This is a genomic window from Frankia sp. CeD (assembly GCF_000732115.1).
Lineage (GTDB): Bacteria > Actinomycetota > Actinomycetes > Frankiales > Frankiaceae > Frankia > Frankia casuarinae.
Window position 1 is genome coordinate 232,310 of record NZ_JPGU01000003.1, and the last position, 23,939, is coordinate 256,248.

The 23,939-nt window shown below is 70.8% G+C and carries 17 protein-coding genes, 1 tRNA gene and 1 pseudogene; 4 read left to right on the plus strand and 15 right to left on the minus strand.

The annotated features are described in order from the left end of the window. Window positions 1–57: 57 nt before the first annotated feature. Window positions 58–597 (plus strand): inorganic diphosphatase, encoded by a 540-nt coding sequence (locus tag CED_RS03895; RefSeq protein ID WP_035908648.1) that lies wholly within the window; start codon window positions 58–60, stop codon window positions 595–597. A gap of 178 nt (window positions 598–775) precedes the next feature. Here the strand turns inward: CED_RS03895 and CED_RS03900 are convergent. After that, window positions 776–847: transfer RNA gene (locus CED_RS03900), tRNA-Thr, on the minus strand. Window positions 848–1,178: 331 nt separating this feature from the next. Here CED_RS03900 and CED_RS03905 point away from each other — a divergent pair. Further along, on the plus strand, window positions 1,179–1,913 hold the full coding sequence (locus CED_RS03905) for a response regulator transcription factor (protein ID WP_011438663.1): 735 nt from the start codon (window positions 1,179–1,181) through the stop codon (window positions 1,911–1,913). Here the strand turns inward: CED_RS03905 and CED_RS03910 are convergent. The 7 genes from CED_RS03910 to CED_RS03940 form a co-directional block, all read right to left on the minus strand. After that, a complete protein-coding gene (locus tag CED_RS03910; protein ID WP_035908692.1) occupies window positions 1,895–2,842 on the minus strand; it encodes a regulatory iron-sulfur-containing complex subunit RicT in 948 nt (315 codons plus the stop codon). The two genes, CED_RS03905 and CED_RS03910, sit on opposite strands and share 19 nt — an antisense overlap. A 159-nt stretch (window positions 2,843–3,001) precedes the next feature. Continuing rightward, window positions 3,002–4,246: a DNA polymerase III subunit delta' gene (locus CED_RS03915; protein ID WP_035908649.1), complete on the minus strand. Its 1,245-nt coding sequence runs from the start codon at window positions 4,244–4,246 to the stop codon at window positions 3,002–3,004. A gap of 42 nt (window positions 4,247–4,288) precedes the next feature. Further along, window positions 4,289–6,367, minus strand: a complete 2,079-nt coding sequence (tmk, locus tag CED_RS03920) for a dTMP kinase (protein ID WP_330218945.1) — start codon at window positions 6,365–6,367, stop codon at window positions 4,289–4,291. Between the two features lie 299 nt (window positions 6,368–6,666). Beyond that, window positions 6,667–9,816: a type I DNA topoisomerase gene (topA, locus tag CED_RS03925; protein WP_035908650.1), complete on the minus strand. Its 3,150-nt coding sequence runs from the start codon at window positions 9,814–9,816 to the stop codon at window positions 6,667–6,669. A 457-nt stretch (window positions 9,817–10,273) separates the two neighbouring features. Further along, window positions 10,274–12,613, minus strand: a complete 2,340-nt coding sequence (locus tag CED_RS03930) for a sodium-translocating pyrophosphatase (protein ID WP_035908693.1) — start codon at window positions 12,611–12,613, stop codon at window positions 10,274–10,276. A 517-nt stretch (window positions 12,614–13,130) separates the two neighbouring features. Continuing rightward, complete coding sequence (locus CED_RS03935; protein ID WP_011438657.1) at window positions 13,131–13,661, minus strand: ATP-binding protein; 531 nt, start codon at window positions 13,659–13,661, stop codon at window positions 13,131–13,133. Between the two features lie 38 nt (window positions 13,662–13,699). After that, a complete protein-coding gene (locus tag CED_RS03940) occupies window positions 13,700–14,041 on the minus strand; it encodes an STAS domain-containing protein (protein ID WP_011438656.1) in 342 nt (113 codons plus the stop codon). Between the two features lie 327 nt (window positions 14,042–14,368). Here CED_RS03940 and CED_RS03945 point away from each other — a divergent pair, with 327 nt between their 5' ends. Beyond that, window positions 14,369–16,783 (plus strand): DEAD/DEAH box helicase, encoded by a 2,415-nt coding sequence (locus CED_RS03945; protein ID WP_011438655.1) that lies wholly within the window; start codon window positions 14,369–14,371, stop codon window positions 16,781–16,783. Between the two features lie 112 nt (window positions 16,784–16,895). After that, a complete protein-coding gene (locus CED_RS24995) occupies window positions 16,896–17,474 on the plus strand; it encodes a hypothetical protein (RefSeq protein WP_165758241.1) in 579 nt (192 codons plus the stop codon). A 32-nt stretch (window positions 17,475–17,506) separates the two neighbouring features. Here the strand turns inward: CED_RS24995 and CED_RS25000 are convergent. The 7 genes and pseudogenes from CED_RS25000 to CED_RS03980 form a co-directional block, all read right to left on the minus strand. Beyond that, window positions 17,507–17,914, minus strand: a pseudogene (locus CED_RS25000) (Rv3654c family TadE-like protein); the annotation flags it as partial. Then, window positions 17,890–18,351, minus strand: a complete 462-nt coding sequence (locus CED_RS03955; RefSeq protein ID WP_023840726.1) for a TadE family protein — start codon at window positions 18,349–18,351, stop codon at window positions 17,890–17,892. The gene CED_RS03955 and the pseudogene CED_RS25000, both read right to left, overlap by 25 nt. A gap of 11 nt (window positions 18,352–18,362) precedes the next feature. Beyond that, complete coding sequence (locus CED_RS03960) at window positions 18,363–18,605, minus strand: DUF4244 domain-containing protein (protein ID WP_023840725.1); 243 nt, start codon at window positions 18,603–18,605, stop codon at window positions 18,363–18,365. Window positions 18,606–18,698: 93 nt separating this feature from the next. Further along, window positions 18,699–19,976, minus strand: coding sequence for a type II secretion system F family protein (locus tag CED_RS03965; RefSeq protein WP_235186875.1), 1,278 nt, complete (start codon window positions 19,974–19,976; stop codon window positions 18,699–18,701). 65 nt (window positions 19,977–20,041) lie between these two features. After that, window positions 20,042–21,292, minus strand: coding sequence for a TadA family conjugal transfer-associated ATPase (locus CED_RS03970; RefSeq protein ID WP_035908695.1), 1,251 nt, complete (start codon window positions 21,290–21,292; stop codon window positions 20,042–20,044). Then, window positions 21,289–22,497 (minus strand): septum site-determining protein Ssd, encoded by a 1,209-nt coding sequence (ssd, locus tag CED_RS03975; RefSeq protein ID WP_051868653.1) that lies wholly within the window; start codon window positions 22,495–22,497, stop codon window positions 21,289–21,291. The genes CED_RS03970 and ssd overlap by 4 nt, the downstream gene beginning before the upstream one ends. A gap of 288 nt (window positions 22,498–22,785) precedes the next feature. Beyond that, window positions 22,786–23,844 carry a hypothetical protein gene (locus CED_RS03980; protein ID WP_035908653.1) on the minus strand — a complete coding sequence of 353 codons (1,059 nt, stop codon included), beginning with the start codon at window positions 23,842–23,844 and terminating at the stop codon, window positions 22,786–22,788. Window positions 23,845–23,939 lie beyond the last annotated feature (95 nt).

Consider the following 23,939-nt stretch of genomic DNA (forward strand, 5'->3'; position numbering starts at 1 on the left):
ACAAACGGCGATCGCTCCGGTGCGGACCGGGCGAAGACGAAGGAGACAGGGAGCGGAGTGGACCTTGAGTTCGATGTGACCATCGAGATCCCCAAGGGGCAGCGCAACAAGTACGAGATGGATCACCACACCGGCCGTATCCGGCTTGACCGGATGCTGTTCACCTCCACCCACTACCCGTCGGACTACGGGTTCATCGAGGGAACCCTCGGGCGCGACGGTGATCCGCTGGACGCCCTCGTCCTGCTGGAGGAGCCGNCGTTCCCGGGCTGCCTGGTGCGGTGCCGGACGATCGGCATGTTCGAGATGACCGACGAGAAGGGGCCGGANGACAAGGTTCTCTGCGTGCCGGTGGCCGACGTCCGGCAGGAGCACCTGCGGGATCTGCNGCACCTGCCGGAGTTCGACCGGTTGGAGATCCAGCACTTCTTCGAGGTCTACAAGGACCTCGAGCCCGGTAAGTCGGTGGAGGGCGCATCCTGGGTGGACCGCAAGGAGGCTGAGCGGGAGATCCTGGCGTCCATCAAGCGGCTGCGCGAGGCGGAGGCCGCGGAGGCGGACGGGCACGACCAGGAGGCCGAACCCAGGTCGGCCTGATCCCTCCGTCCGGCTTGTGGTATCCGTGACGACCTGTCCCACGTCCCAAGCGGGGTGGGACAGGTTCAGGAACCCACGGGATGGGCCCGGGGCGGGAGCCGGCCCGCCGCCGGGCCGGACGTGCCGGCTATGACGGNTACCTGGCGCGTAATGATCGTGCGAGCGGAATCGGGGAGTGAGCCGGAGGCGGGGATTGAACCCGCGACCTATCGCTTACGAGGCGATTGCTCTGCCACTGAGCTACTCCGGCGAACGGCCAGGACCGCACTGGCCCGGGTCGAGTATGCCAGATGCGTGGGCGGGCTCGACCCGGCGGTGGTTCGGTGGCTGTTCGCGGGCCGAGATGCCCGCCGTCGCCCCGGATCCCAGCCGTCCACGGTGATGCCACCAGTGGCGGGCACGGNCTGGNATGCCTCCGTCTCAGGCTGTCATGGCGAGGGATGTGCTATGTCGTCAAAATGGCCCTGAGTCGGCAAATTATCTTCTTTATGTCACATTTAGTTAGTTTTGGGNGCTGCAACACCGTAAATCGCCACCCCCGGTCGCAGTGGTTCCGATGAGGATGCGTAGGGTTTCGCACCATGACCGGGGCCGGAGACGCTGCACCAGCAGCGACGACGCGAGGAGCCTCGCTCCTCGTCGCTGAGGACGATGAGGCATCTCGCATAGCACTTGCGCGCAGCCTGGAGAGATTCGGTTATCGGGTGCTGGAGGCCGCNGACGGCGAGGCCGCTCTTCGGCTCTTCCAGACCACCGAGATCGATCTGGTGGTGCTGGATGTCGCGATGCCCAGGATGGACGGCTTCGCCGTCCTGAGCCGCCTCCGCCAGACCAGCGAGGTTCCGGTGATCATGCTCACCGGGCGGGCCGAGGAGGTCGACCGGGTGGTCGGCCTCGAGTTGGGCGCGGACGACTACGTCGTGAAGCCCTACTCGCTGCGAGAACTGGTGGCCAGGGTGCGCGCCCGGCTTCGCCGACGGCCGGCGGAACCGCCGCCGCAGCGCACCGGGGACGGCAGCGACCCGCTCGTCTACGGAGACGTCTCCATCGACCTGCGGGCCCGCGAGGTCGCCGTCGCCGGGGAGCGCATCGATCTGACCGCGCGCGAGTACGAGCTGCTGGCCTTCCTCGCCCGGCATCCTCGGCGGGTCTTCAGCCGGGAGGAACTCCTCGAGCAGGTGTGGGGCACGCGGTTCCAGGACCCCGCCACCGTCACCGAGCACGTCCGGCGGGTACGAACCAAGGTCGAGGGTCGTCCACCGCAGCGCCGGCTGGTCACGACCCTGCGCGGGATGGGCTACCGCTTCGACCCGTGACGTCCTTCCCGCAGGGCCGTCGTTTCCCCTCCTGTCGTCGTTTCCCCTCCTGCCGTCGTTTCCCCGCCGGCTGTAGAGGTGCTGCCCGGGGGGGAGCANCCCGCCAAGCCACCGGGGTGGGCGGTGTCGTGGACCCGCCGGGAGGCGCAGACATCCGCGCGGTCGCACGAGGTCCGGCCCCCGCCGTCGAGAACCACGACCACCTGCTGACGCGGAACATCGTGCCGCACGACCCGGCCCGCACCGTGTGGGGTCGTCGCCCGGTCTCCGACCGCGGGCACGGCTTCGGCGAACTCCTCGTAGAGGGGATGTTCGTAACGCAGGCAGCACATCAGCCGGCCGCATGCCCCGCTGATGCGCATCGGATTGAGGGCGAGGTTCTGCTCCTTGGCCATCCGCAGGCTCACCGGCTCAAAGTCGTTGAGAAAAGTGGCGCAGCACAGGTCGCGGCCGCAGGAACCGATCCCGCCCTGGACCCGGGCGCTGTCGCGGGCGGACAGTTGCCGCAGCTGGACCCGCGCCACCAGCGTCCGGTTGAGATCCCGCACCAGTTCACGGAAGTCGACGCGGCCTTCCGCGCTGAAGTAGACCGTGTAGCCGCCGGTGGCCATCACGTGGTCAACACCGACGATCTTCATCGGCAGGTCATGCTCACGGGCCAGGCGGCGGGCCGCGACACGCGCCCGGGCGCGTCGGCGCCGGGAGACCTGCTCGCGCTGGATGTCGGACGCGTCGGCCATCCCGACGAGCACCGGCAGGTCGCCGATGTCGTCGCTGACCCACTGGGGCGCCCACATGCAGGTGGCGACCTCGGGGCCCTCCTCGGTGGGGACGAGCACCCGGTCGCCGACCCGGGGGCNGCAGGAACCAGGATCGGCATAGTAGAGCTTGCCCCGTGGGGAGAACGCCACCGCGCACATCATCGGCATCCGACCGGTCACCTCCCTGCGCCCGCCGGGTCCCGCCCGGGCGGACCTGGTCGAAGGGCATGTCCGCGTCGCGATCAGGATATGCCCGGCCTTCCGCCCAGACAGGCCATTACGCCGGTTCGTCCCCACCGCCGGTCGCCGGTCGCCGGTCGCCGGTTGTCAGGTGTCGCGCAGCGCGAGGGTGAGCGACTCCACCGCGAGCAGTGGGACGAGGCCGGGATTTCTGGCCAGTGACGCCCGGGTCGCGAGGACAGCCTCCAGCCGGCGCAGTGTCTGTTCCGGAGTGCAGGCCGCGGCGTATCCGGCGGCCTCGACGCAGTGATCAGGATGAATCGCGTCGACACCGGCGCCGAGCTGTTGGACCAGGACATCCCGGTACAGCCCCGCGAGGTCCACCAGGGCCCGATCCAGCGCATCGAGGACGGTGCGGCGACCTCGGCTCTTCTGGGTCCGCTCCAGCTCCTTGAGCGCCCCCGCGGCACCCCGCACCACCATCGTCCGGCCCTTGGCCCCCGCCTTCGGGGCCCGCGCGGACCTGGACTTCCCGCCGACCGCCGTGGCACCGACGCCGAGCGCGGTTTTCAGCGCCTCGGTCTCCACCTCGTCGCGTTCCGCATTCGCGGCCTCCGCGTCGGCGTTCGCCGCGCTCACCAGATCGGCCGCCGCGGCCAGGCAGTCACCGACCCGGCCGAGCCGGGCCGGGATACGCAACACCGCCGCCCGGTTGGCCCGGACCCGCTCATCCGAGGCGAGCCGGCGCGCCAGGGCCAGATGACCCTGGGAAGCCCGCGCCGCCGTCTCGGCGACCTGCTCGTTGACTCCCTCGCGAACCAGCGCGTCGCGGACGTCCGTGGCCGAGGGCAGCCGTAGCGCGACCGTCCGGCAGCGGGAACGGATGGTGGGCAGCACGTCCTCCACGGAGGGGGCGCAGAGCAGGAACACCGCCCGATCCGCCGGCTCCTCGAGGGCCTTCAGCAGGGCGTTCGCCGCGGCCTCGGTGAGCCGGTCCGCATCGGTGATCAGCAGGATGCGCCAGCGGCCGGCCGTCGGGGCGCTGGCGGCGTCGCGTACCAGCGCGCGCACGTCCTTCACACCGAGCGAGAGCCCCTCCGGTTGCACGGTTCGCAGATCGGTGGCCGTGTCGGTGAGCACGGTGTGGCAGCCGGTGCACTCGCCGCAGCCCGGCGGCTCGTTCTCGCAGGTGAGGCTTGCGGCGAAGGCGCGCGCCGCGTCCTGGTGACCTGCCCCGGCGGGTCCGGNGAACAGCCACGAGTGCGTCATCCCGGCACGGGCGGCAGCCGGCGCGCCGCCTCCACTCGCGAGCCCGGCACTCGCGGCGGACGCCGCGGCGCTCAGCGCCGCGACCACCGCGTCCTGCCCGACAAGCGTCTCCCAGACCGTCACCGGGCCATCATCCCCGAGCCACGCCGGTCCGGAGCGCGTCGGTCAGAGCACACCGAGCAGGACGGCTGGCCGATCGATGCGGCTGGCCATGAACGAGCGGATCTCGGCGTGGATCTCCTCCGGTGACCGCGTCGCGTCTAGCGGAAGGTAACGATCGGGCTCCTTCTGCGCCAGCCGACGGAACGTGTCGCGTACCCGGCCCTGGAAGGTCAACTTCCCGGCGTCGTCCGCCTCGGCCGGGCCGTCCGGCGGCCCCGGCGGCCCCGGCGGCCCCGGCGGCGGATCAGGATACGCGGTCATCCGCGCGCGGCGCAGGACGATCTCGGCCGGCAGATCCAACAGGACCGTGACGTCGGGAAGCAGCGCGTGCGTCGCCCACTGGGTGAGGACGGACAGCTCGTCGGTGCTGAGGGCCTGGCTCACGCTCTGGAAGGCGATGAACGAGTCGACGTAACGATCGGTGATGACGATCGCTCCCCGGGCCAGCGCGGGTTCGATCACCTGCGCGACGTGTTCGGCGCGGTCCGCCGCGGTCAGCAGCGCCTCGGTCCGGGGGTGCAGCCGTACCGTCGGGTCGAGGAGCAGTTCTCGCAGGCCCGTTCCCAGCGCGGTGCCGCCGGATTCGGAGGTCACCACCACCTCCCGGCCGGAGGAGGCGAGCCACGTTCGTAGCAGCTCCACCTGTGTGCTCTTGCCGGCGCCATCGATGCCCTCGATCGCGATGAACAGGCCGGTGCGGCGGGGNCGTGTGGCCGCCGGCCGCCGGCCGCGCAGCGCGTTCCACAGCTCGGGCCAGACCGCGGCTCCGGTCGGGTCGTCCATCTGCCGATAGGAGAACAGGCCGACCGCGACGGCGAGCAGACCGCCGGCGAGCAGGACCGCGGTGACGCCGTCCGCGCGGACGTTGATGTCGCCCCACAGATGGATCCTGTGCGAGCCGATGAGGCCAACCAGGCCGGGCGCGGCGGCGAGCACGAGCAGCAGGTCGATGCGGACCAGCGACTGCACCAGGGCGAAGGTGCGCCCCCGCAGCTCGTCGGAGACCTCGGCCTGGAGCAGGGTGTATCCGGTCACCCAGGCCACGCCGGCGAACGCCCCCACCGCGACCACGAGGATGCAGGCGATGACCAGGTTCGGGATGATCGCGACGATCACCAGGGTGATACCCGCCCCGGTCACGCAGACGCCGAACAGGCGGGTCCGACTGTAGTCGCCGAGCAGCTTGGGACCGGCGGCCATGCCGGCGGCGAGGCCGACGAACACCGCGCCGAAGAGCACCCCGTACGCGGAGTCGCCGCCGCCCAGGATCTCGACGTAGAGCCGGCCGAGGGCGATGACGCAGCCGGCGCCGGCGAACCCGCCCAGGATGCCCACGACGAGTCCGCGGACCAGTTTGTCCTGGCCGACGTAGCGCCATCCCTCGGTGATGGAGGCCAAGAACCCGGGCTCGGGGCCGGTCTCCGGCCGCGCGGCCCGTCCGATGCCCTTCAGTCCCCAGATCACGATTGCCGAGCCGAGGAACGTCGCCGCGTTGAAGTACAACGCGAGGTCGACCGAGGAGTCATGGAAGAACGACACGCTGGAGCCGAGCGTCCGTGAGATCGTCGCAAGCATCGTGAAGATCGTCGCGGCGATCGGGGCCGTGCCGTAGGTCATGATCAGACTGAGGGTGTTGGCGGCCGCGAGCCGCTCCTTGGGCACCAGGTGCGGGACGCTCGCGTCCTTCGCCGGCGCCCACACCAGGGTGACCGCCTCCACCAGGAACGATGCGATGAGCAGCCACTTGAGCGTCCCGATGATCGGGATCGACATGAACAGCCCGAACCGCATGACGTCCGTCACGACCATGGTCAGCCGGCGGTCCAGCCTGTCGGCGAGGGCACCGGCGAGTGGGCCCAGGATCAGGGCCGGCATCAACCGGACGATCAGCAGCGAGCCGATGGCGTACGCCTGCCCGGAGAAGCTCTCCTGGAGCTGGGTCACCAGTGCGGTGGTTGCCAGCAGACCCATCCAGTCACCCAGGCTGGACAGGCTGAGCTGAATCCACATCCGGCGGAACGCGGGGATCCGCAGGACGGCCCGGATGTCGCTGTCGCCTCCGGCGGCGATGGTGGACGGCATTGGCGGCGAGGGAACCGTCGTCACCGGATGCCTGCTCGGCGAGCGGCGGACCCGCGGTCGCCGGACGGGCCAGGGTGGGCGCCGCCCGGCGTCCCGAGATCCGGCTGCATGGTCGGTGGCCACAGGGTCTCCTCCGGACGTCTCGACCGGGGTGGTGGACCTGCCGGTCACATTGGACGACTCTGCGTTACCAGATGTGGTCTCCGTGTCGCCGATGGTGAACGCCGTAACCTCGGAAACCACCCGGGGCGCGTCCGCTTCTCCAGGTTCTCCAGGGCTCCTACCGATCGGCAGCGCCATCAGTCCGTCCGGCGGGTGCCACTGGACGACGAGCTACCGGAGTCATCGGAGCCATCGGAGCCGCCGCCGTCGTCCGTCACCGTCCGGGCGGTCTTGGACCTGGCGGTGCCGGTCTTCGCGGTGCCGGACTTCGCGGTGCCGGACTTCGCGGTGCCGGACTTCGCGGTGCCGGACTTCGTCGTACCCGGCTTGGCCTTGGTGGTTTTCGGGCCGGTCTTGGCGGTGCCGGCTTTCGCGGTGCCCCGGGCAGGACGCTTCGCGGTGGCCGGTCCGCGGGCCCGACGGTCTGCCAGCAGCTCCGCGGCACGCTCATCGGTGATCGTTTCGACCGTGTCGCCCTTGCGCAGACTGGCGTTGGTCTCACCGTCGGTGACGTAGGGGCCGAACCGGCCCTCCCGCACCACCATCGGTTTGCCGCTGGCCGGGTCGGTCCCGAGCTCGCGCAGCGGCGGGCTCTGCGCGGCCTGGCGCCGACCGCGGGCCTTGGGCTGGGAGAGCAGCGCCAAGGCCTCGTCCAGGGTCACGGTGAACAACTGATCCTCAGATTCCAACGACCGACTTTCGGCACCCTTCTTCACGTATGGGCCATAGCGGCCATTCTGGGCGGTGACCTCCTCCCCGTCATCCCCCGCACCCAGAATGCGCGGAAGGGTGAGCAACCGCACGGCGTCGTCGAGGGTCAGCGTCTCCAACGACATGCCACGCAGCAGACTGGACGTGCGCGGCGGGTCAGTGTCGGTGGTGACGTAGGGGCCGAAGCGACCCGCCTTCGCCGTGATGGTCGCCCCCGACGCCGGGTCGATTCCCAGCATCCGGTCGCCACTGGGCGCGGCCAGCAGCCCCAGCGCTTTGTCGACGGTGAGTTCGTCCGGTGCGAGATCGTCCGGCACGCTGGCACGGCGCTCCCCGTGCTGGACGTAGGGGCCGTAGCGGCCCACCCGGACGACCAGCAGGGTGCCGTCGTCGGTCTCGCCGAGGGGGATCGAGTTCACCTCGCGGGCGTCGATCTCTCCGAGCCGCTCATTNACCAGGTGCTTCAGTCCGTCGGCGGCCGGGTCGGTGCCGTCGCCGGTTCCGAAGTAGAAGCGGGTCAGCCAGTCGGTCGAGGCGGCCGTGCCGGCGGCGATGTCGTCGAGGTCGTCCTCCATCGTCGCGGTGAACCGGTAGTCGACCAGCCGGGTGAAGTGGTCCTCCAACAGGCCGACGACGGCGAACGCGACGAAGCTCGGCACCAGGGCCGAGCCCTTCTTCCACACGTAGCCGCGGTCCTGGATGGTGCCGATGATCGAGGCGTAGGTGGACGGCCGACCGATCCCGAGCTCCTCGAGCGTCTTGACCAGGCTGGCCTCGGTGAAGCGCGCCGGCGGACTGGTGGTGTGCCCGCGGGGGGTCAGCGAGCGGGTGGTCAGTGGGTCGCCCTGCCGTACGTCCGGCAGCCGCCGCTCCCGGTCCTCCAGTTCCGCGTCTGGATCGTCGGCGCCCTCGACGTAGGCGCGCAGGAAACCGGGAAAGGTGATGACCTTCCCCGATGCCGAGAACTCGGCGTCCTCCCCAGCGGACGAGGTCGCGCCGAGCCGGATCGTGGCGCTCGTGCCGCGGGCGTCCGCCATCTGGCTGGCCACCGTCCGCTGCCAGATCAGCTCGTAGAGCCGGTAGGAGTCGACGTCGAGCTCGCCACGAACCTCACCCGGGGTCCGGAAGTGGTCCCCGGCGGGTCGGATGGCCTCGTGGGCCTCCTGCGCGTTCTTGACCTTCTTGGCGTACGTGCGGGGGCGTGCCGGCACGTACTCCGGCCCGTACAGGCTCGCCGCCTGCGCGCGGGCCGCGGTCAGGGCGGTCTTGGACAGGTTCGTCGAGTCCGTCCGCATGTAGGTGATGTAGCCGTTCTCGTACAGCCGCTGCGCCACCTGCATCGTGCGCTGGCTGGAGAAGCGCAGTTTGCGGCCGGCCTCCTGCTGCAACGTCGAGGTCATGAACGGTGGGTACGGCGAACGGCGGTAGGGCTTGGTCTCCACCGAGCGCACCGTGAATGCGGCGTCGGCGAGCCGCTCGGCCAGCGACCGGGCGGTGGCCTCGTCCAGCCGCGTCACCCCGGAGGAGACGAGCTGCCCCGTCGGGGAGAAGTCACGACCCGTCGCGATCCGGTTGCCGTTCAGGGCGATCAGGGTTGCCGGGAGCGGGGTCTTCTCGACCCCGTCGCCGCGGATGGACCCGGCGCCGGGTCCATCCGGCCCGGATCCCGGTGTGCCGTCCGCGCCCGACCACGCCTGGCGGGCGACGGTCGCCCCGAACAGGCCCTCGATGTTCNAGTACTCCGCCGAGTGGAACCGCATCCGGGCACGTTCCCGCTCCACCAGGATGCGGGTCGCCACGCTCTGGNCCCGGCCCGCCGACAGCCTCGGCATGACCTTCTTCCACAGCACGGGAGAGACCTCGTAGCCGTAGAGACGGTCCAGGATGCGACGCGTTTCCTGAGCGTTGACCAGGTTCTTGTCGATATCGCGCGGATTGTCGACGGCCCGCTGGATCGCCTGGGGGGTGATCTCGTGGAACACCATCCGCTTGACCGGCACCGTCGGCTTCAGTGTCTGGAGCAGATGCCAGGCGATGGCCTCGCCCTCGCGGTCCTCGTCCGTCGCGAGGTAGAGCTCGCTGGCGTCTTTCACGAGCGCCTTGAGCTTGCTGACCTGCGGTTTCTTGTCCGGCGTCACGATGTAGAGCGGTTCGAAGTCGTTGTCGACGTCGACGCCGAGCCGAGCCCACGGCTTGCCCTTGTGCGCGGCCGGGACATCGGCGGCACTGCGCGGGAGGTCACGGATGTGCCCGATACTGGATTCGACCTGCCACCCCGGACCGAGATAGCCGGCGATCGTCTTCGCCTTCGCCGGCGATTCCACGATCACCAGGCGGTTGCCCGGGCCGGAGCCGGTGGCGCGGCTGCCGTGGGCGCCGGTGGCTCCGCCTGAGCCGTTCGCCGAATGGCCAGCCTCCGTTCGCCCGTTCGCCGTCCGGCTGGTGGCGCCGGCGGGTACGTCGGCCGATGCCTCGCTCGAGCCGGTCTCCGGCGGGAGCCCGGCCTCGGTGGGCTCGGCGACCGGTGCGGATGACCGCGCGGTCGCCCGTGTCGTCGTCTTCGTGCGCGCTGGCACTTCTCTCCTCGGTGCGACGTGCTCGTTTTAGTGCTCTGTGGGGCGAAAGCGTAGGTTGCTTCTACGGAGCGTAGGTCTCGAACATGGCGGATGTTGCGGAGGCGGAGCGCGTTACTGGATCTGGCGGGGGCGGCGCGGGTGTCCGGCGGACGGTGGTCGTGCGGGCGGCGGCCGTCGGAGTGAGAGCGGTGCCTCGCAGCACCGTACGCCGCCATTCCGTCTCGCGGATCCTCCCGTCCGGGTATGGCGACCGTAGCCCGACGCTCACCCACTNCTTCCCCGATCCGACGTGGGTGGCACGGATGGTCCGCTGGCGCATCACCCGGCCCACGGGCGGTACCCGATCCCGATTCCGAGGTTCCATCGGTTCTCGAGGTTCCATCGGTGTGAAACAGCGCCGCCGACCCGCGTGGCCTCGTGCNAGCCGCGGGGGTCGGCGGTGGCGGAGCGATGTGGGTCAGGCGTTGATCTTTTCGCTGGGAGCCGGTGTCGGTTGTGTCATATCGGGCACATCGTTGATCATTGAGCTCCGTCGTCTGGAGATGATGATCACGGCTGCGATGGCGGCGAGGGCGGCGAGGGCGACACCGNTGCGCAGCCCCGTGTTCTCGTCCGCGCCCACCGAGTACTTTACGACCGTCGGAGCGATCAGCAGGCTGACCAGATTCATCACCTTGAGCAGCGGGTTGATCGAAGGGCCGGCGGTGTCCTTGAATGGATCTCCCACGGTATCGCCGATCACCGTGGCCGCGTGGACCTCCGAGCCTTTTCCGCCGTGGTGGCCGTCCTCGACCATCTTCTTCGCGTTATCCCAGGCCCCGCCGGAGTTCGCGAGGAACACGGCCATCAGCACGCCGCCGGCGATGGCGCCGCCGAGGAACGCACCGAGTGGCGGGTATCCCAGGCCGAAACCGACCGCGATTGGGGCGAGAACCGCCAGCGTTCCCGGTGTAATCAGTTCGCGGAGCGAATCGCGGGTGCAGATGTCGACGACCGCACTGTAATCCGGCTTCTCGTCGCCGGTCATGATTCCAGGCCTGGACCGGAACTGGTTGCGTACCTCCAGGACGACCCGCCCGGCCGCGCGGCCCACCGCATTGATCGCGAGCCCGGAGAACAGGAAGACCACGGACGCACCTATGGTGAGCCCGACCAGCGCGTCGGGGTAGGCGATGTTCAGGCCGCCAACGATGCCCCGACCCGCCTCGGGCAGCGCTCCGGCGTCGCGGAGAGCCGTCGTGACGGTGTCGGTGAACGAGCCGAACAGCGCCGAGGCGGCGAGCACCGCGGTGGCGATCGCGATGCCCTTCGTGATCGCNTTGGTGGTGTTGCCGACGGCGTCGAGCGAGGTGAGGATGGCCGCNCCCGCCTCGTCCATGTCGCCGGACATCTCGGCGATGCCCTGTGCGTTATCGCTCACCGGCCCGAAGGTGTCCATCGAGACGATGACACCCACCGTCGTCAGCAGACCGGTCCCCGCCAGCGCCACCGCGAACAGCGCGATCGTGACGCTGCCGGAGCCGAGCAGGTAGGCGCCAAAGATCGCGGCACCGATGAGCAGCGAAGAATAGACCGCCGACTCCAGACCCACCCCGATTCCGGCGAGGATGTTGGTGGCTGGTCCGGTGAGCGACGCCTTTGCGATGTCCCGCACCGGCCGGCGGCCGGTCTCGGTGAAATACCCGGTTAGCAGCTGAATGGCGGCGGCGAGCACGATCCCGATCAGGACCGCGCCGATCGCGATCACTCGTGGATTACCGGACTGGGTGCTTCCCTGCATCCCGGGGAAATCGGCGAAGCTCGTCGGGAGGTAGAGCAGTGAGACGGCGACGACGCCGATCGCGGACACCACCGCGGAGATGAAGAAACCCCGGTTGATGGCGGACATTCCGGTGCGGTCACCGGCCCGCGGCGACACCGCGAAGATTCCGATGACCGCGGTCACAACCCCGACCGCCGGGATGAGCAGGGGGAACACCAGGCCGCGTTCGCCGAACGCCTCGACCCCGAGAATCAGCGCCGCGACGAGCGTCACCGCATAGGATTCGAACAGGTCGGCGGCCATGCCGGCGCAGTCGCCGACGTTGTCGCCGACGTTGTCGGCGATCGTCGCGGCGTTGCGGGGATCATCCTCGGGAATCCCCTGTTCCACCTTGCCGACCAGGTCCGCCCCGACATCGGCGGCCTTGGTGAAGATCCCTCCGCCTACTCGCATGAACATCGCGAGCAGAGCGGCGCCGAATCCGAATCCCTCCAGGACCTGGGGGGCGGTGTCCCGGAAGACGAGGACCACGGCCGCCGCCCCCAGGAGTCCGAGACCGACGGTGAACATCCCCACCACCCCCCCGGTGCGGAAGGCGATGCGGACGGCGGCTCGTTCCCCTCGGGTCATGGCGGCGGCGGCAGTGCGGGTGTTGGCCCGGGTCGCCAGCGACATCCCGACGAATCCGACCAACGCGGAGAAGATCGCACCGACCACGAAGAAGATCGACCGACCGATCTTCGCTCCAGTGTTCTCGGCTGGCAGGAGCAGCAGTACGAAGGGGATGACGACGACGAATCCCGCGAGTGTGGTGAACTGCCGTCTGAGATAGGCGGCGGCGCCCTCCTGGACCGCCCGGCCGACCTCCACCATCCTCGGGGTGCCTGGACTCGCCGCCAATACCTCACGAACCAGATAACCGGCAACAAGCAATGCGAGGGCTGCGACTATCGCCACACCGGCGACCAGGCCGAGGGCTCTGCCGCTAAGGTCAATTCCAGAGCCCTCGGCCTGTAGGGCTTGGATCGAGGACATGGCTCCTCCCGGTCTGCTCTGTGCGCCCTCCGTGAGGGTGCCGGTGCTCTCGGGCGCCCTTTCGGCGGTCGCCACGGCATCGAGACGGTCACGGCCACGCGCCGCATCCGGCGGCGCTTTGGGCGAGATCGGTCGGTTCTTCCCATTTCCAAGCATCTGACCGGTCTCACGGGGAGCACCAAGGGAATCACGGATGGTTGGATCAGCCGTCCATGAGATGCGGCGGAGTCTATCCACACGTCTGTGACGTGCGCTCGTTTTTCAGCAGCGGCGGCCCGGGTCGCGTGCTCTCGGGTACCTCTCACCGCCCCGGCGATAATCCGGAAACGGATCGATTCAGGAATATTCGGCATAAAAAGATCGCTCGTGCTGTTACTGACATGGCAGACTGGCGCCGTGGCTCCACCTCCATGTCAGGTTCCATGTGCCCCACCTTCGGAACCTGGCGCGGGGCACATGGCGGCACGGTCGGAGGCTGGAACAGTCGCCGGGCCCAGGCAGGGAGACCGGAGAGGTCCTACACCGCGGATTCGCAGGGGTCCGATGTGGCGCCGGTGTGCCAGGTCATCGCGACAACCGTACCCACGCCGTCGGGGCCACGCCTGATCTCGATCTCGTCGACGAGTCCCTCGATGAGGGCGAGTCCGAGCCCCGGTGGGAAACCAGAGTTGTCCGCCGAGGGATCGTCGTCCGCCGGTTCCGCCCAACCCGGCGGCTGAGTCGACTCGGATCCGAGTTCGAGCAGGGTGGTCGCGGTGACGAGGCCACCGTCCGGACCGGGGGCGACCTCGTCTCCGGTCCGGCCGCAGTCGGCCACCGTGATGGTGAAGGAATCGGCGCCATCGGTGAGCGCGACATGCACCGGGGCCTGCGGCGCATGCCTGCGGTTGACGCGCACCGCTCGGGTGCATGCCTCCGTCACCGCAAGTTTGATCTCGTCGGCCGCGCTGACCGGAACTCCCGCGCGCCGGCTGACCGCCGTCGCGATCATCCTGGCGGTACGAACGTGCCCGTTCAGTGCAGCGAACCGCAGCTCAACGGTGGGCATACGGCGGGCCTGCCTTTCGCGAAAGAGTGATGTCCGGCTCAGTCGCTGGCGGCAAGGGCTTCCTCGATGGAGGAGTGGATGGGGAAGACCTTGGTCAGGCCGGTGATCCGGAAAATCTTCAGGATGCGCTCCTGAGTGCAGACCAGACGCAGCGAACCCTCGTGCGCACGCACCCGCTTGAGCCCGCCGACGAGGACCCCGAGGCCCGTCGAATCGAGGAACTCGACGCCTTCCATGTCGACGACGAGGTGGTATGACCCCCCGGACACGAGATCGATGAGCTGCTCGCGAAGCTTCGGCGCGGTGTAGACGTCGATCTCGCCGCCCACCACCACGACCGTGTGGTTGCCTTCCTGGCGTGTCGTGAGGGACAGGTCCACGGATCCTCCTTGTGTGCCTCCGGCCGTCCCGTGCTTCGGGCGACCGACATCACGGCGCCATTACCCTCCCACGAGGAGGATCAATCCGGTGTGCCGCGACACAGATCGCGGGTCCGGTGTTGCGGCATCGCCGGCTGATGACGTCTGATGAAATGTATCCCCGATCTTGGCGCTCGTGTGGGGGTCGACCGACTGCATCGGCGGTTTNGGCGCAGCTGGTCCCNCGGGGNCACTCCGTGGTCCGCCTGTCGTCTTGTCATCGGCCTCGCTGTCCGTAGCCACGCCGAGATGATCCCCGGCCCGGGGGCCCGGGGGCCCGAGAGGGCGATGTTCGGGGGGTTCGTCCGGCTGAGGGGCGCCGTGACCGCGTCGAGACGCATATCCTCGATCGTCGTGGGCTCGCCGGTGGATGTCGACGGCGCGGACACGGTCCTTGCCGGGCTGCGCCGCGACGTGCGACGAGCGCGGTGCATGACGCACATCGAGCGTGTCCCGGCTCGGGACGGCTGCCCGGCGCCATGGCCGGACTGGATCGATCCGGTCCTGCGGGGACGGTGGACGGCCGCCGGGATCGCGAGCCCCTGGAGCCACCAGGCGGCTGCCGCCGAGGCCGCATACGCCGGGCGCAGCGTGGTGCTGGCGACCGGCACGGCCTCGGGTAAGTCGCTTGGCTATCTGATGCCGGTGCTGTCCCGGCTGCTCGCCGAGCCCGGTGCCCGGGCACTCTACCTGGCGCCCACGAAGGCGCTGGCCCACGACCAGCTCAGAGCCGTGCGGTCGCTGCGGCTCACCGGTATCCGGGCCGCCGCGTTCGACGGGGACACGCCGGCGGCCGAACGGGACTGGGTCCGGGCGCATGCCGGCCTGGTCCTGACCAACCCCGACATGCTCCACCGTGGCATCCTGCCCTTCCACCGGCGGTGGACCCAGTTCCTGCGCGGCCTGCGTTACGTCGTCGTCGACGAGTGCCACGGCTACCGAGGGGTGTTCGGCGCACACGTGGCCGCGGTGATCCGCCGGCTGCGGCGGATCTGCGCGCGCTACGGGACCGATCCGGTGTTCCTGCTCGCGTCCGCGACCGTCGCCGATCCCGGGGTCTCGGCCGCACGGCTCACCGGCGTGGAGGTCGAGGTGGTCGACGTTGACGGATCTCCGCGGGGGCCACTGGACTTCGTGCTCTACGAACCTCCGCTGCTCACGACCGGGCAGAGCTCGCCGGACCGGGAGGACCCGACCTCCGCGCCCGGCCCGGGCGAGAACGGCGCCCCCGTCCGCCGGTCGGTGACCGCCGAGTCCGCGGACCTGCTGACGGACCTCGTCGCGGACGGTGTGCGCACCCTGGTCTTTGTCCGCTCGCGACGGGCCGCCGAGGTGGTGGCGGTGACCGCCCGCCGCGAACTCGGTCGGATCGCCGCAGACCTCGCCGACCGGGTGGCGGCGTATCGGGCCGGCTACCTGCCGGAGGAGCGACGGGCCCTGGAGGAGGATCTCCGCTCGGGCGCCCTGCTCGGGGCGGCCGCGACGTCGGCACTCGAGCTCGGGGTGGACATCAGCGGGCTGGACGCCACCGTCACCGCCGGTTTTCCCGGCACGCTCGCCTCGCTCTGGCAGCAGGCCGGACGCGCCGGGCGGGATGGCCGGCGATCGCTGGCCGTGCTGGTCGCCCGGGACGATCCGCTTGACACCTACCTGGTGCATCATCCCGAAGCCGTCTTCGGACGGCCGGTGGAGGCCAGCGTCTTCGACCCCGACAATCCCTACGTGCTCGCTCCGCACCTGGAGTGCGCCGCGGCCGAGCTGGCGCTGACCGAGGCGGATCTGGCGTTGTTCGGACCGACCGCTGCGTTCGCCGTCAACGACCTGGTCCGCCGAGGCCGGCTGCGCCGCCGGCCCACGGGCTGGTTCTGGACGCAACGGGCCCGGCCGGATGTGGACATCCGAGGGGCGGGAGGACCACCGGTTCGCATCGTCGAAGCGCGGACCGGTCGGCTTCTGGGCACCGTGGACGCCGCGACCTCGCACACGACGGTGCACGCTGGCGCGGTCTATCTCCACCAGGGATCGAGCTTCGTGGTCGAGGACCTCGACCTCGAGGAATCCGTCGCGTTCGTATGCGAGTCGGCGCCGGAATGGACGACCACCGCGCGTGACCACACCGACATCAGGGTGGTGGAGTCGTCGCGATCCCGGGTGCTGCCCGACGTGGAGGTGCACCTCGGCGTGGTCGAGGTCACCAGCCAGGTCGTCGGATACCAGCGGCGGCTGATCGCGACGGGCGAGGTACTCGGGCAGGAGCCTCTCGATCTGCCGCCGCGTCAGCTGCGGACCCGGGCCGTCTGGTACACGCTGTCCGACGACCTGCTTGCCCGAGCCGCGATCGAGCCTGCGGATGTCCCCGGTGCCGTCCACGCCGCCGAACACGCGGCGATCGGTCTGCTCCCGCTGTTCGCGACCTGTGACCGTTGGGATATCGGCGGTGTCTCGACCGCGCTCCATCCGGACACCGAACGCACCAGCGTCTTCGTCTACGACGGACACGCCGGCGGGGCGGGTTTCGCTGAACGGGGATTCCTCCGAATCGGTGCCTGGCTGGCTGCGACCCGGGACGCGATCGAAGCGTGTGAGTGCCCGGCGGGCTGCCCGTCGTGCGTCCAGTCGCCCAAATGCGGAAATGGCAATGAGCCGCTCGACAAGGCGGCTGCCTGGCGGCTCCTCGCCGCGGTGACCGCCATGATCGGCTAGCCCCGTGACCACTTCGCCGCGGCGTGGTTCCCCCGCGACCGGACCCGGGTATGTCGACCAGATCGGCTTTTCTCCGTCGTTTATACCAACGTCCATGGTTCTGGAGGTCTCGGTGGTAACCGTCGGTGTCGTGCTGTTGCTGGTGGCTGGAGTTCTCACCGCGGATCTCGTGTTGGAGAACAGCGGTCACACCGAAGTCCTGATCATGGGACAGATACTCTCGTTCGACACCTGGGGCCTGTTCGTCCTCGGCCTGGCCACGGGAGTGCTGGTAGCGGCCGGCGTGCAGCTCTTCCTGCAGGGCCTCGCGCGGGATCGCCGCCGCCACCGGATGGAACGCCAGCGCGCCCGGGAGATGGAGGCGCTGGTGCGTTCCGCGCCGGCCGCGCCGGCCGCTCCGCCCGCGCCCGCCACCGGCGGCCCCCGGTCCGTCGAAGCCGCCACCGGCGGGGCGCGAACCCGGACGGCCCCGCCCGAGGCGCGCCCGGCGGCCGCTCCGATGCCCGCGGCCGTCCCCACCGCGGCGTCCTCGGGCCAGATCATCACCCATCCCCACCGGGGCGACCGGATCGTCGCCCGCGTCGCTGATCTGCGGCGCCGTGACAGTGGCGGTGATGCGGCGAGCGGCGCCGCCCAACCTCGCGAGGGCGTCCGTTCCGGAACCGGGTCGTCCACGCCGACCGGGAAGTAGACACCCTCCGCTCCTCCCCACGGCCCGGCACGGGCGCGGGCGGACAGCTCCGGGAGCGGGCCGAGTACCGCCGGTAGGCGCGCGAGGACCGTCACCTCGACGGCGTTGCCGTCGACCCGGCAGGCTGCCAGCCGCGCCCCGTTGGCTGCGCTGACCTCGTCGGCCCGCGCGCACACCGTCCGCTGGTCGGCGGGCGGCATCGCAGCGGCCGCGAGGGCGGCGAGATCCGCCGCTCCAGCGGCCCGCTGCCGGACCGCGCTGATCACCGTCACGGTGAACGCGACGCTCACCAGCGAGAGCAGCGCGAACAGGACGGCCAGCAGCCATACCGTCGCGGACCCCGCATCGGGGGCCGCGACGGACGGCGCTACCCCCGGCTTGACGGTCGGCAGCGTCCTCAGCCGGCGCGCCCCGCTCACGGCACCATCCGGGCCGGGCATCCGGTGGGGGCATCGGACGGAAGATCGACCGTCGCCTCGACGGGGGTGACGGCCCGCGCCGCCACCTCGATGCCGGGAACCAGCCGGCTGACGCCGATGCCACCGACGTGCACCGACACCTGTACCTCGAGCCGACCCGCGCCGCGGTGCAGCGTCACGGTGGAGCCGACGGGTGCCGCCTGGATCACCATGGTGTGCACGGCCGAATCCGGCTCCCCCCTGGCGGCCAGGCGGGCGCCGATGCGTGCCGCGTCGGCGCATCGGGTCTGGGCCGCGACGGCACCGAGCATCCAGGCAGCCAGGAAGAAGACGACGAACAGTGAGGGCAGGCCAATCGCGAGCTCGGCGGTGGCCTGGCCGCGGTCCGACCCGCGGACGGATCTCCCACGTCGGTGGGTCACCGGCCGCGGCGGCCGCTGGGAGGAGCGCACAGGCATCACGGCCGCGCTCAGAACGCCACGGTCAGCGCGCGCTGCACCACCGAGGAGACCAGCGACCGGGTCGCGGAGCTCGATACCACCGCGTAGAGGACGCCGGCGAACGCCACGGCCGCAAGCGTGCCGACCGCGTACTCGGCGGTGGACATGCCGTGGTCGCGGGCCTGGACGGCCGGGCGCCACACGCTGAGAAGCCGCCGGGACACCGGCCATCGCGACAGGCGTCGGCACGAGGAGCGGGCTGCCAGGAACATGAGAACTACCTCCGGGACGGGGGAGGATCGGGATCGAGCGATGGGTCAGACCTGGGCGCTTGGCGCCGCGGTGGCAGCTGGATGATCGGGACTTCAGGCCGGCAACAGCGCGGGGACGGATCCGAGGACCATGGGGACCACTCCGAGCAGGAGAAAGGCGGGAAGGAAGCACAGGCCCAGGGGCGCGACCGCCAGGACACCTGCCCGACGAGCCGCGGCGATGCTCTCCGCGTGGGCTTCGTCCCTGGCACGATCGGCCAGTCGGGTGAGAGTGGCGGCGAGCTTCGCCCCGGACATCTCCGCGCGATCGAGCGCCATGATCGCTGCCCGCACCATCCTGGCCCGCCGGGACGGCGGCGTCACGCGGCCGCGGCGAGCCCATCCGGGCAACCGGTCGGTGAGTCGGGGAGCATGACTCGCGGCCACCAGTCGCTCGCATGCGGCGCCCACCGTGGCGCCCGCCGCGAGTGCATCGCCCACGGAGCACAGTTCCGCGCCCAACACGCCACCGGTGGCGGCGCCGACGGCCCGCGCCGCCGACATAATGGTTTCCCCGCTGCGTAGACACGCCGCGATCAGGTCCAGGGCCAGGGGAAAGTCGGCGAGGAACCGGTTGTGCCCCGCCACGGCGGAGGTCGGGGGCGCGAGGCCCGTTGCATCCACGGCCACCGGCTCTCCCCGTCGCTCCACGCCGTCCGCCAAGCGGCGAAGCCAGCGGACTCCGACCAGGTCGGCGAGCCCGCCCACGAGCAGGCATCCGATCCCCGCCGGCGTGCCCAGCAGCACCGCAATCGGCGCTGCTCCCGCGAGCGACCCCAGGACGATTCCGGCCAGCGGAAGCGAGGCCACCAGCCGTCCGGATGACCGGGGCCCGGCCAGTGCCGAGGTCAGCTCGCCCGCCCGCACCGCGTCGGCGCGGGCGACCGCCGCGAGCATCGTCGCGACGGGCGCCAGCCTTGCGCCGACGGCCGCGCAGACCTGGTAGGCGACTCCGAGCTGCCGCAGTGATGACGCCTCACTGCGGCACAACAACGCACCGGGCTCCTCCGTCCGGTCGAGCGCGGCACCGAGCTGGTCGATGGGCAGCCACGCCGATCGTCCCGCCGGTGCCGCAACGAGTTCGTCGATGCCGCCCGCCGCCCGGCGTAGGGCCTCGAGCTGGGGTGCGCCGGCGTCGAGCTCGGCCGCGAACGCGGCGAGGAGGTCTTCCGCGGACTGGCGGACCGCCACCTGCCTGCGCCGCTCCAGTGACCGCCGTCGCGCCCGGGCGAGACAGCAGAGCAGCACGGCCATGACGCCCGCAGCCACCGGTCCGGAGGCCAGCGTGAGCAGGACGGCACCGAGGACCAGGCCGATTCCTGAACCGATCATGGTTCCGGTCCTCGGCCGGGTGACTGCGATGGTTGCCGGGACGGTCCCCACGCGCTCGAGTACGGTCATGCTCGCCTCCGCACCTGCGACCCGGCGTCAACCAGGGCTGGAAGCGAGACACCGCGCACGTCCAGCAGGTCACGCAGGATCGGCAGACCCTCCGCCGGCGTCGGGNCGCAGGCGCGCAGGGCTGGCCCGTTCCGGGAAGGTGCGGCAGGAACGACCAGGGCCGGCACGACCTGAACCAGTCCGCTGTCCGTCTGGCGGAACACCCCGATCGCGCAGACCCGACGGCGGCCGTCGGCCTCCCGGCAAAGATGAACGGCGGTGTGGAGCGCTGCCGCGATATGGCTGTGGACCGCGGGGCGGGACAGCCCGGCGAGGGCGGCGAGAGCCTCCAGGCGGGTGGGCAGCGCACTGGTGTCGTTGGCGTGCACGGTGCTCAGCCCGCCCTCGTGACCGGTGTTGAGGGCGACGAGGAGATCGAGCACCTCGGGGCCGCGGACCTCGCCGAGCACCAGCCGATCCGGGCGCATGCGCAGCGCCTGGCGGACCAGATCGCGCTGGGTCACCTCGCCAGCGCCCTCGATGTTCGGCGGGCGGGCCTCGAGCCGCACCATCCCCGGACGGTCCATGACGAGCTCGGCGGTGTCCTCCACCAGCACGATCCGTTCGTCGGGGCGCACCGCTCCCAGTAGTGCGGCAAGCAGTGTGCTCTTGCCCGAGCCGGTGCCCCCGGTCACCACGATCGCAAGTCGGGCGCTCAGGACCGCGTGCAGCACGCCCGCCACCGCCGGGCTCATTGTTCCGGCGAGCACGAGTTCGTCGAAGGTGAAGGGGCGACGCCGGGTCCGTCGCAGCGACAGGCACGTACCCTGCACCGCGATCGGTGCCAGAACCGCGTGCAACCGGGTTCCGTCGCGCAGTTGCACGTCAGCGAAGGGCATCGCGGCGTCCAGGCGCCGCCCGGCCGTCGCGGCGAGACGAACGGCCAGGCGCCGCACCGCTTCCTCGTCCGCGAACGCGACCGAGGTACGGATGAGCCGGCCCCGGCGTTCCACCCAGACCTCACCGGGCCCGTTGACCAGGACATCGGTGACGTGCGGATCAGCGAGGAGGGGATCCAGCGGGCCGGCTCCGGGCGGCTCCGCGGGTGCGGTCACCGGTTCTGACGGTTCGAGCGGTTCCGATGGAATTGCGGACGGCGGTGAAGATCGTGTGGAGACCGCGGGCCTCGCGGCCGCTCGGGCAGCCGGTGAGGCCGTGTGACCTGTGGCGGGGNATGGGGNCCTGCGTCGCTCGCCGAGCCCGGTCATGACCAGGCCTCCGGATCGGGCCACACCCGTGGCCCGAGAACGCAGAGGCGGGTCAGCAGCTCCTCGCTGAGGCGATCGATGGTGTTCCTGTCGGCTGAGCCGCCGTAGCGGTCGCGAGTGGGAACCGAACGGTGCCGTCGGCTGCTGATCACCCCGGCCAGTGGCACGCCGAGCATCGTGGCGATTGCCTCCGGGGTGAGGCGGTCGGACGGGTGCAGCCGGACGACGGCGCGCACATCGGCGGACCGGCGGATGGCGGCCGAGCAGACACGTTCGGCCGCCACGATCGACGGCAGGTCCGCGGGCGTGACGATCAGCACCGTCTGGCAGGTCCGCAGGGCCACGGTGGTGCCCGCGTCGACTGCGGTGGCCGCCGGATTCCCTCGGCCGGGGAGATCCAGGATCACCAGGTCGGACGTGCAACGAGCGGTCGCGAGCAGGGTGGCCATCGTCGCCGGGGGAACGGCTGGGCTGACGGCGGGATCCCAGGACACCACGGAGAGGTCACCCCGGCGGGGCAGCCGGTCGGACCAGGCGATCGGTCCGACCGGGCCGCTCCCGTCCATCTGGTCATGCTGGTCGTGGCGCGTGGGAAACAGCGGCGCCAGACTGGAGGTCTCCCCGCCAGGGAAGGCACCGGACATGGACGGCACGAGGCGGGTGAAGGCGGGGGCGAGCCCGCCACCGTGCGGATCCGCGTCGATCAGCATCGTGCGCAGGTCGTGCCTCAGCCCGGCCAGGGCCAGCGAGACGGCCAAGGTGGAGGCTCCCGTCCCGCCGCGGCCGCCGATGATGCCCAGCGTCACCGAACGATGCCGATCGAGGCCGTCGAGATCGCTGAGGAGGTCGACCAGCCAGGGCTCGGCTTCGGGAAGGAAGACCACGTGATCGGCGCCGATGCGCACGGAGGCGTCCCACACCCGGCCGTCGTCGACGTGTCCCCCGACCAGGACTACATGCCGTCGATCGGGCAGCGTGGCCGCGATGCACGGCTCGACCTCGTCCATTCCGACGATGACCAGGGGAGCCGACGTCCAGTTGCGGCGCACCGCGCTCATCTCGGCGGCGACCGTCATCGACACNCNGGCGGCCGCCGCAAGCCGCAACAGATCGTCGAGCAGGTCGGGAATGGCGGTGACGATGAGCGGGCGTACGACCGGACCGTGGTTCTCCGCGGCGGTCAGCAGGGGCGGAGCAGGGGACATGGCGGCCTCGTTCCCATCGGGGTCGGGGAAGACGTGGTCTCACCATGCGCCGGGACAGGCCCTGTGGATGACCGCCCTCCACAGGGCCTGAAGATGTTCTGATGGAGGTTTCGACCTGCCGAGACCTGCCGAGGCCGCAGGCCGGGAACGCGTGGCTGCCGCCCACGTGGCAGGAGGGGGCGGCAGCCCACGCAGGGGTCCGCACCGAGTGGTTCATACGGGCAGGTTCGTTGTGGTCCATCCCTGCAGCGGATCCGTCAGGTGCGTCAATCGCTCCGTAAGTGTGGATCAGGTTCGGGCGAGCGCCTCGCAGACGGCGAGGGACTCCCGCGCGGCGAGTTCCAGGGCCTTCGCGCAGTGCCGTACCCAGATGGCCACGCCGTCGGCGCCGCCACCGACATAGGCCGCGGCGGCCTCGCGGTACCCGGCGTAGGCGTCCCCGGCGTAGGCCTCTCCGGCGTAGGCCTCTCCGGCGTGGGCGTCCCCCGCGCGGTCCACCCGCAGGATGCTCGCCGGGTTCTGTCCCATCTCGAGATGTCCGACGTCGGTCGCCGTGAGTGCCTTGGGATCGAGGCCCCGGCCGATCAGGACCAGACGGGCGGCGGCCCGGGCGATGACCCCGTCGAGGGCGCCGAACGGTCGTAGGGCCAGCAGCTCCCCGTGCACCACGGCGGCCACCACGATCGCCGGCGCGCTCGTGGGCGCGACGAGGAGTCCGGTCAGGCCATCCAGCCGAACCGAGGTCTCCACCGAGTGGGGAGGCGGGCCCAACCGCAACGGGTCGAGGATCGCCCGGGTGCCGGCATCGGCCCGCGGACGACCGAGCTCGTCGTCCGGGACGAAACCCCGGCCCAGCAGCACGTGCATGCGGGCCAGGGCCTGTCGCGGTGCCCGCTCCCAGGCCGGAACCAGGATGCCCAGTTCGGCGTAGAGCCGAACCGTGCCGAGGACGACAGGTAACGGATGGCCGGATCCGGTCATGGCGGCGTCGTTCCGTGTACCGCGGTCGGTGACCGCTCCGGCCTTCGACGCGTCCGTTTCCTCCGGGCCGGGGAGCACGCCTTCGGGCCCGGACCGGGCCAGGTGCGCCCGCAACTCGTCCAGGCTGATCTCGTATCCCTCGAGGGCGGCGCAGGCGCGGGCGGCCCGCAACGATGCCTCCGCGGTCACCTCGGCGCTCTGGCGGCGCAGAACGCGGTGGCGCAGAAGCGTGTCCACCGCGGATCGGGCGCTGTCCGCGGCTTCACGCACCCCGGGCAGAGCGGCAACACGGGCGAGTGGATCGGCGGCGAGGATTGTTCCAGACGGGCGGAGACTCACAGCTCGCNCGCTACCCGTCCGCGCCATGCGGGCTGGGCCATGCGGGCTGGGCCGTGCGGGGTCGGACCGTCCAGGCCAGGCGGGCCGGGCCAAGCGGGAAGACGGTGAGACCCGTAGGAGGA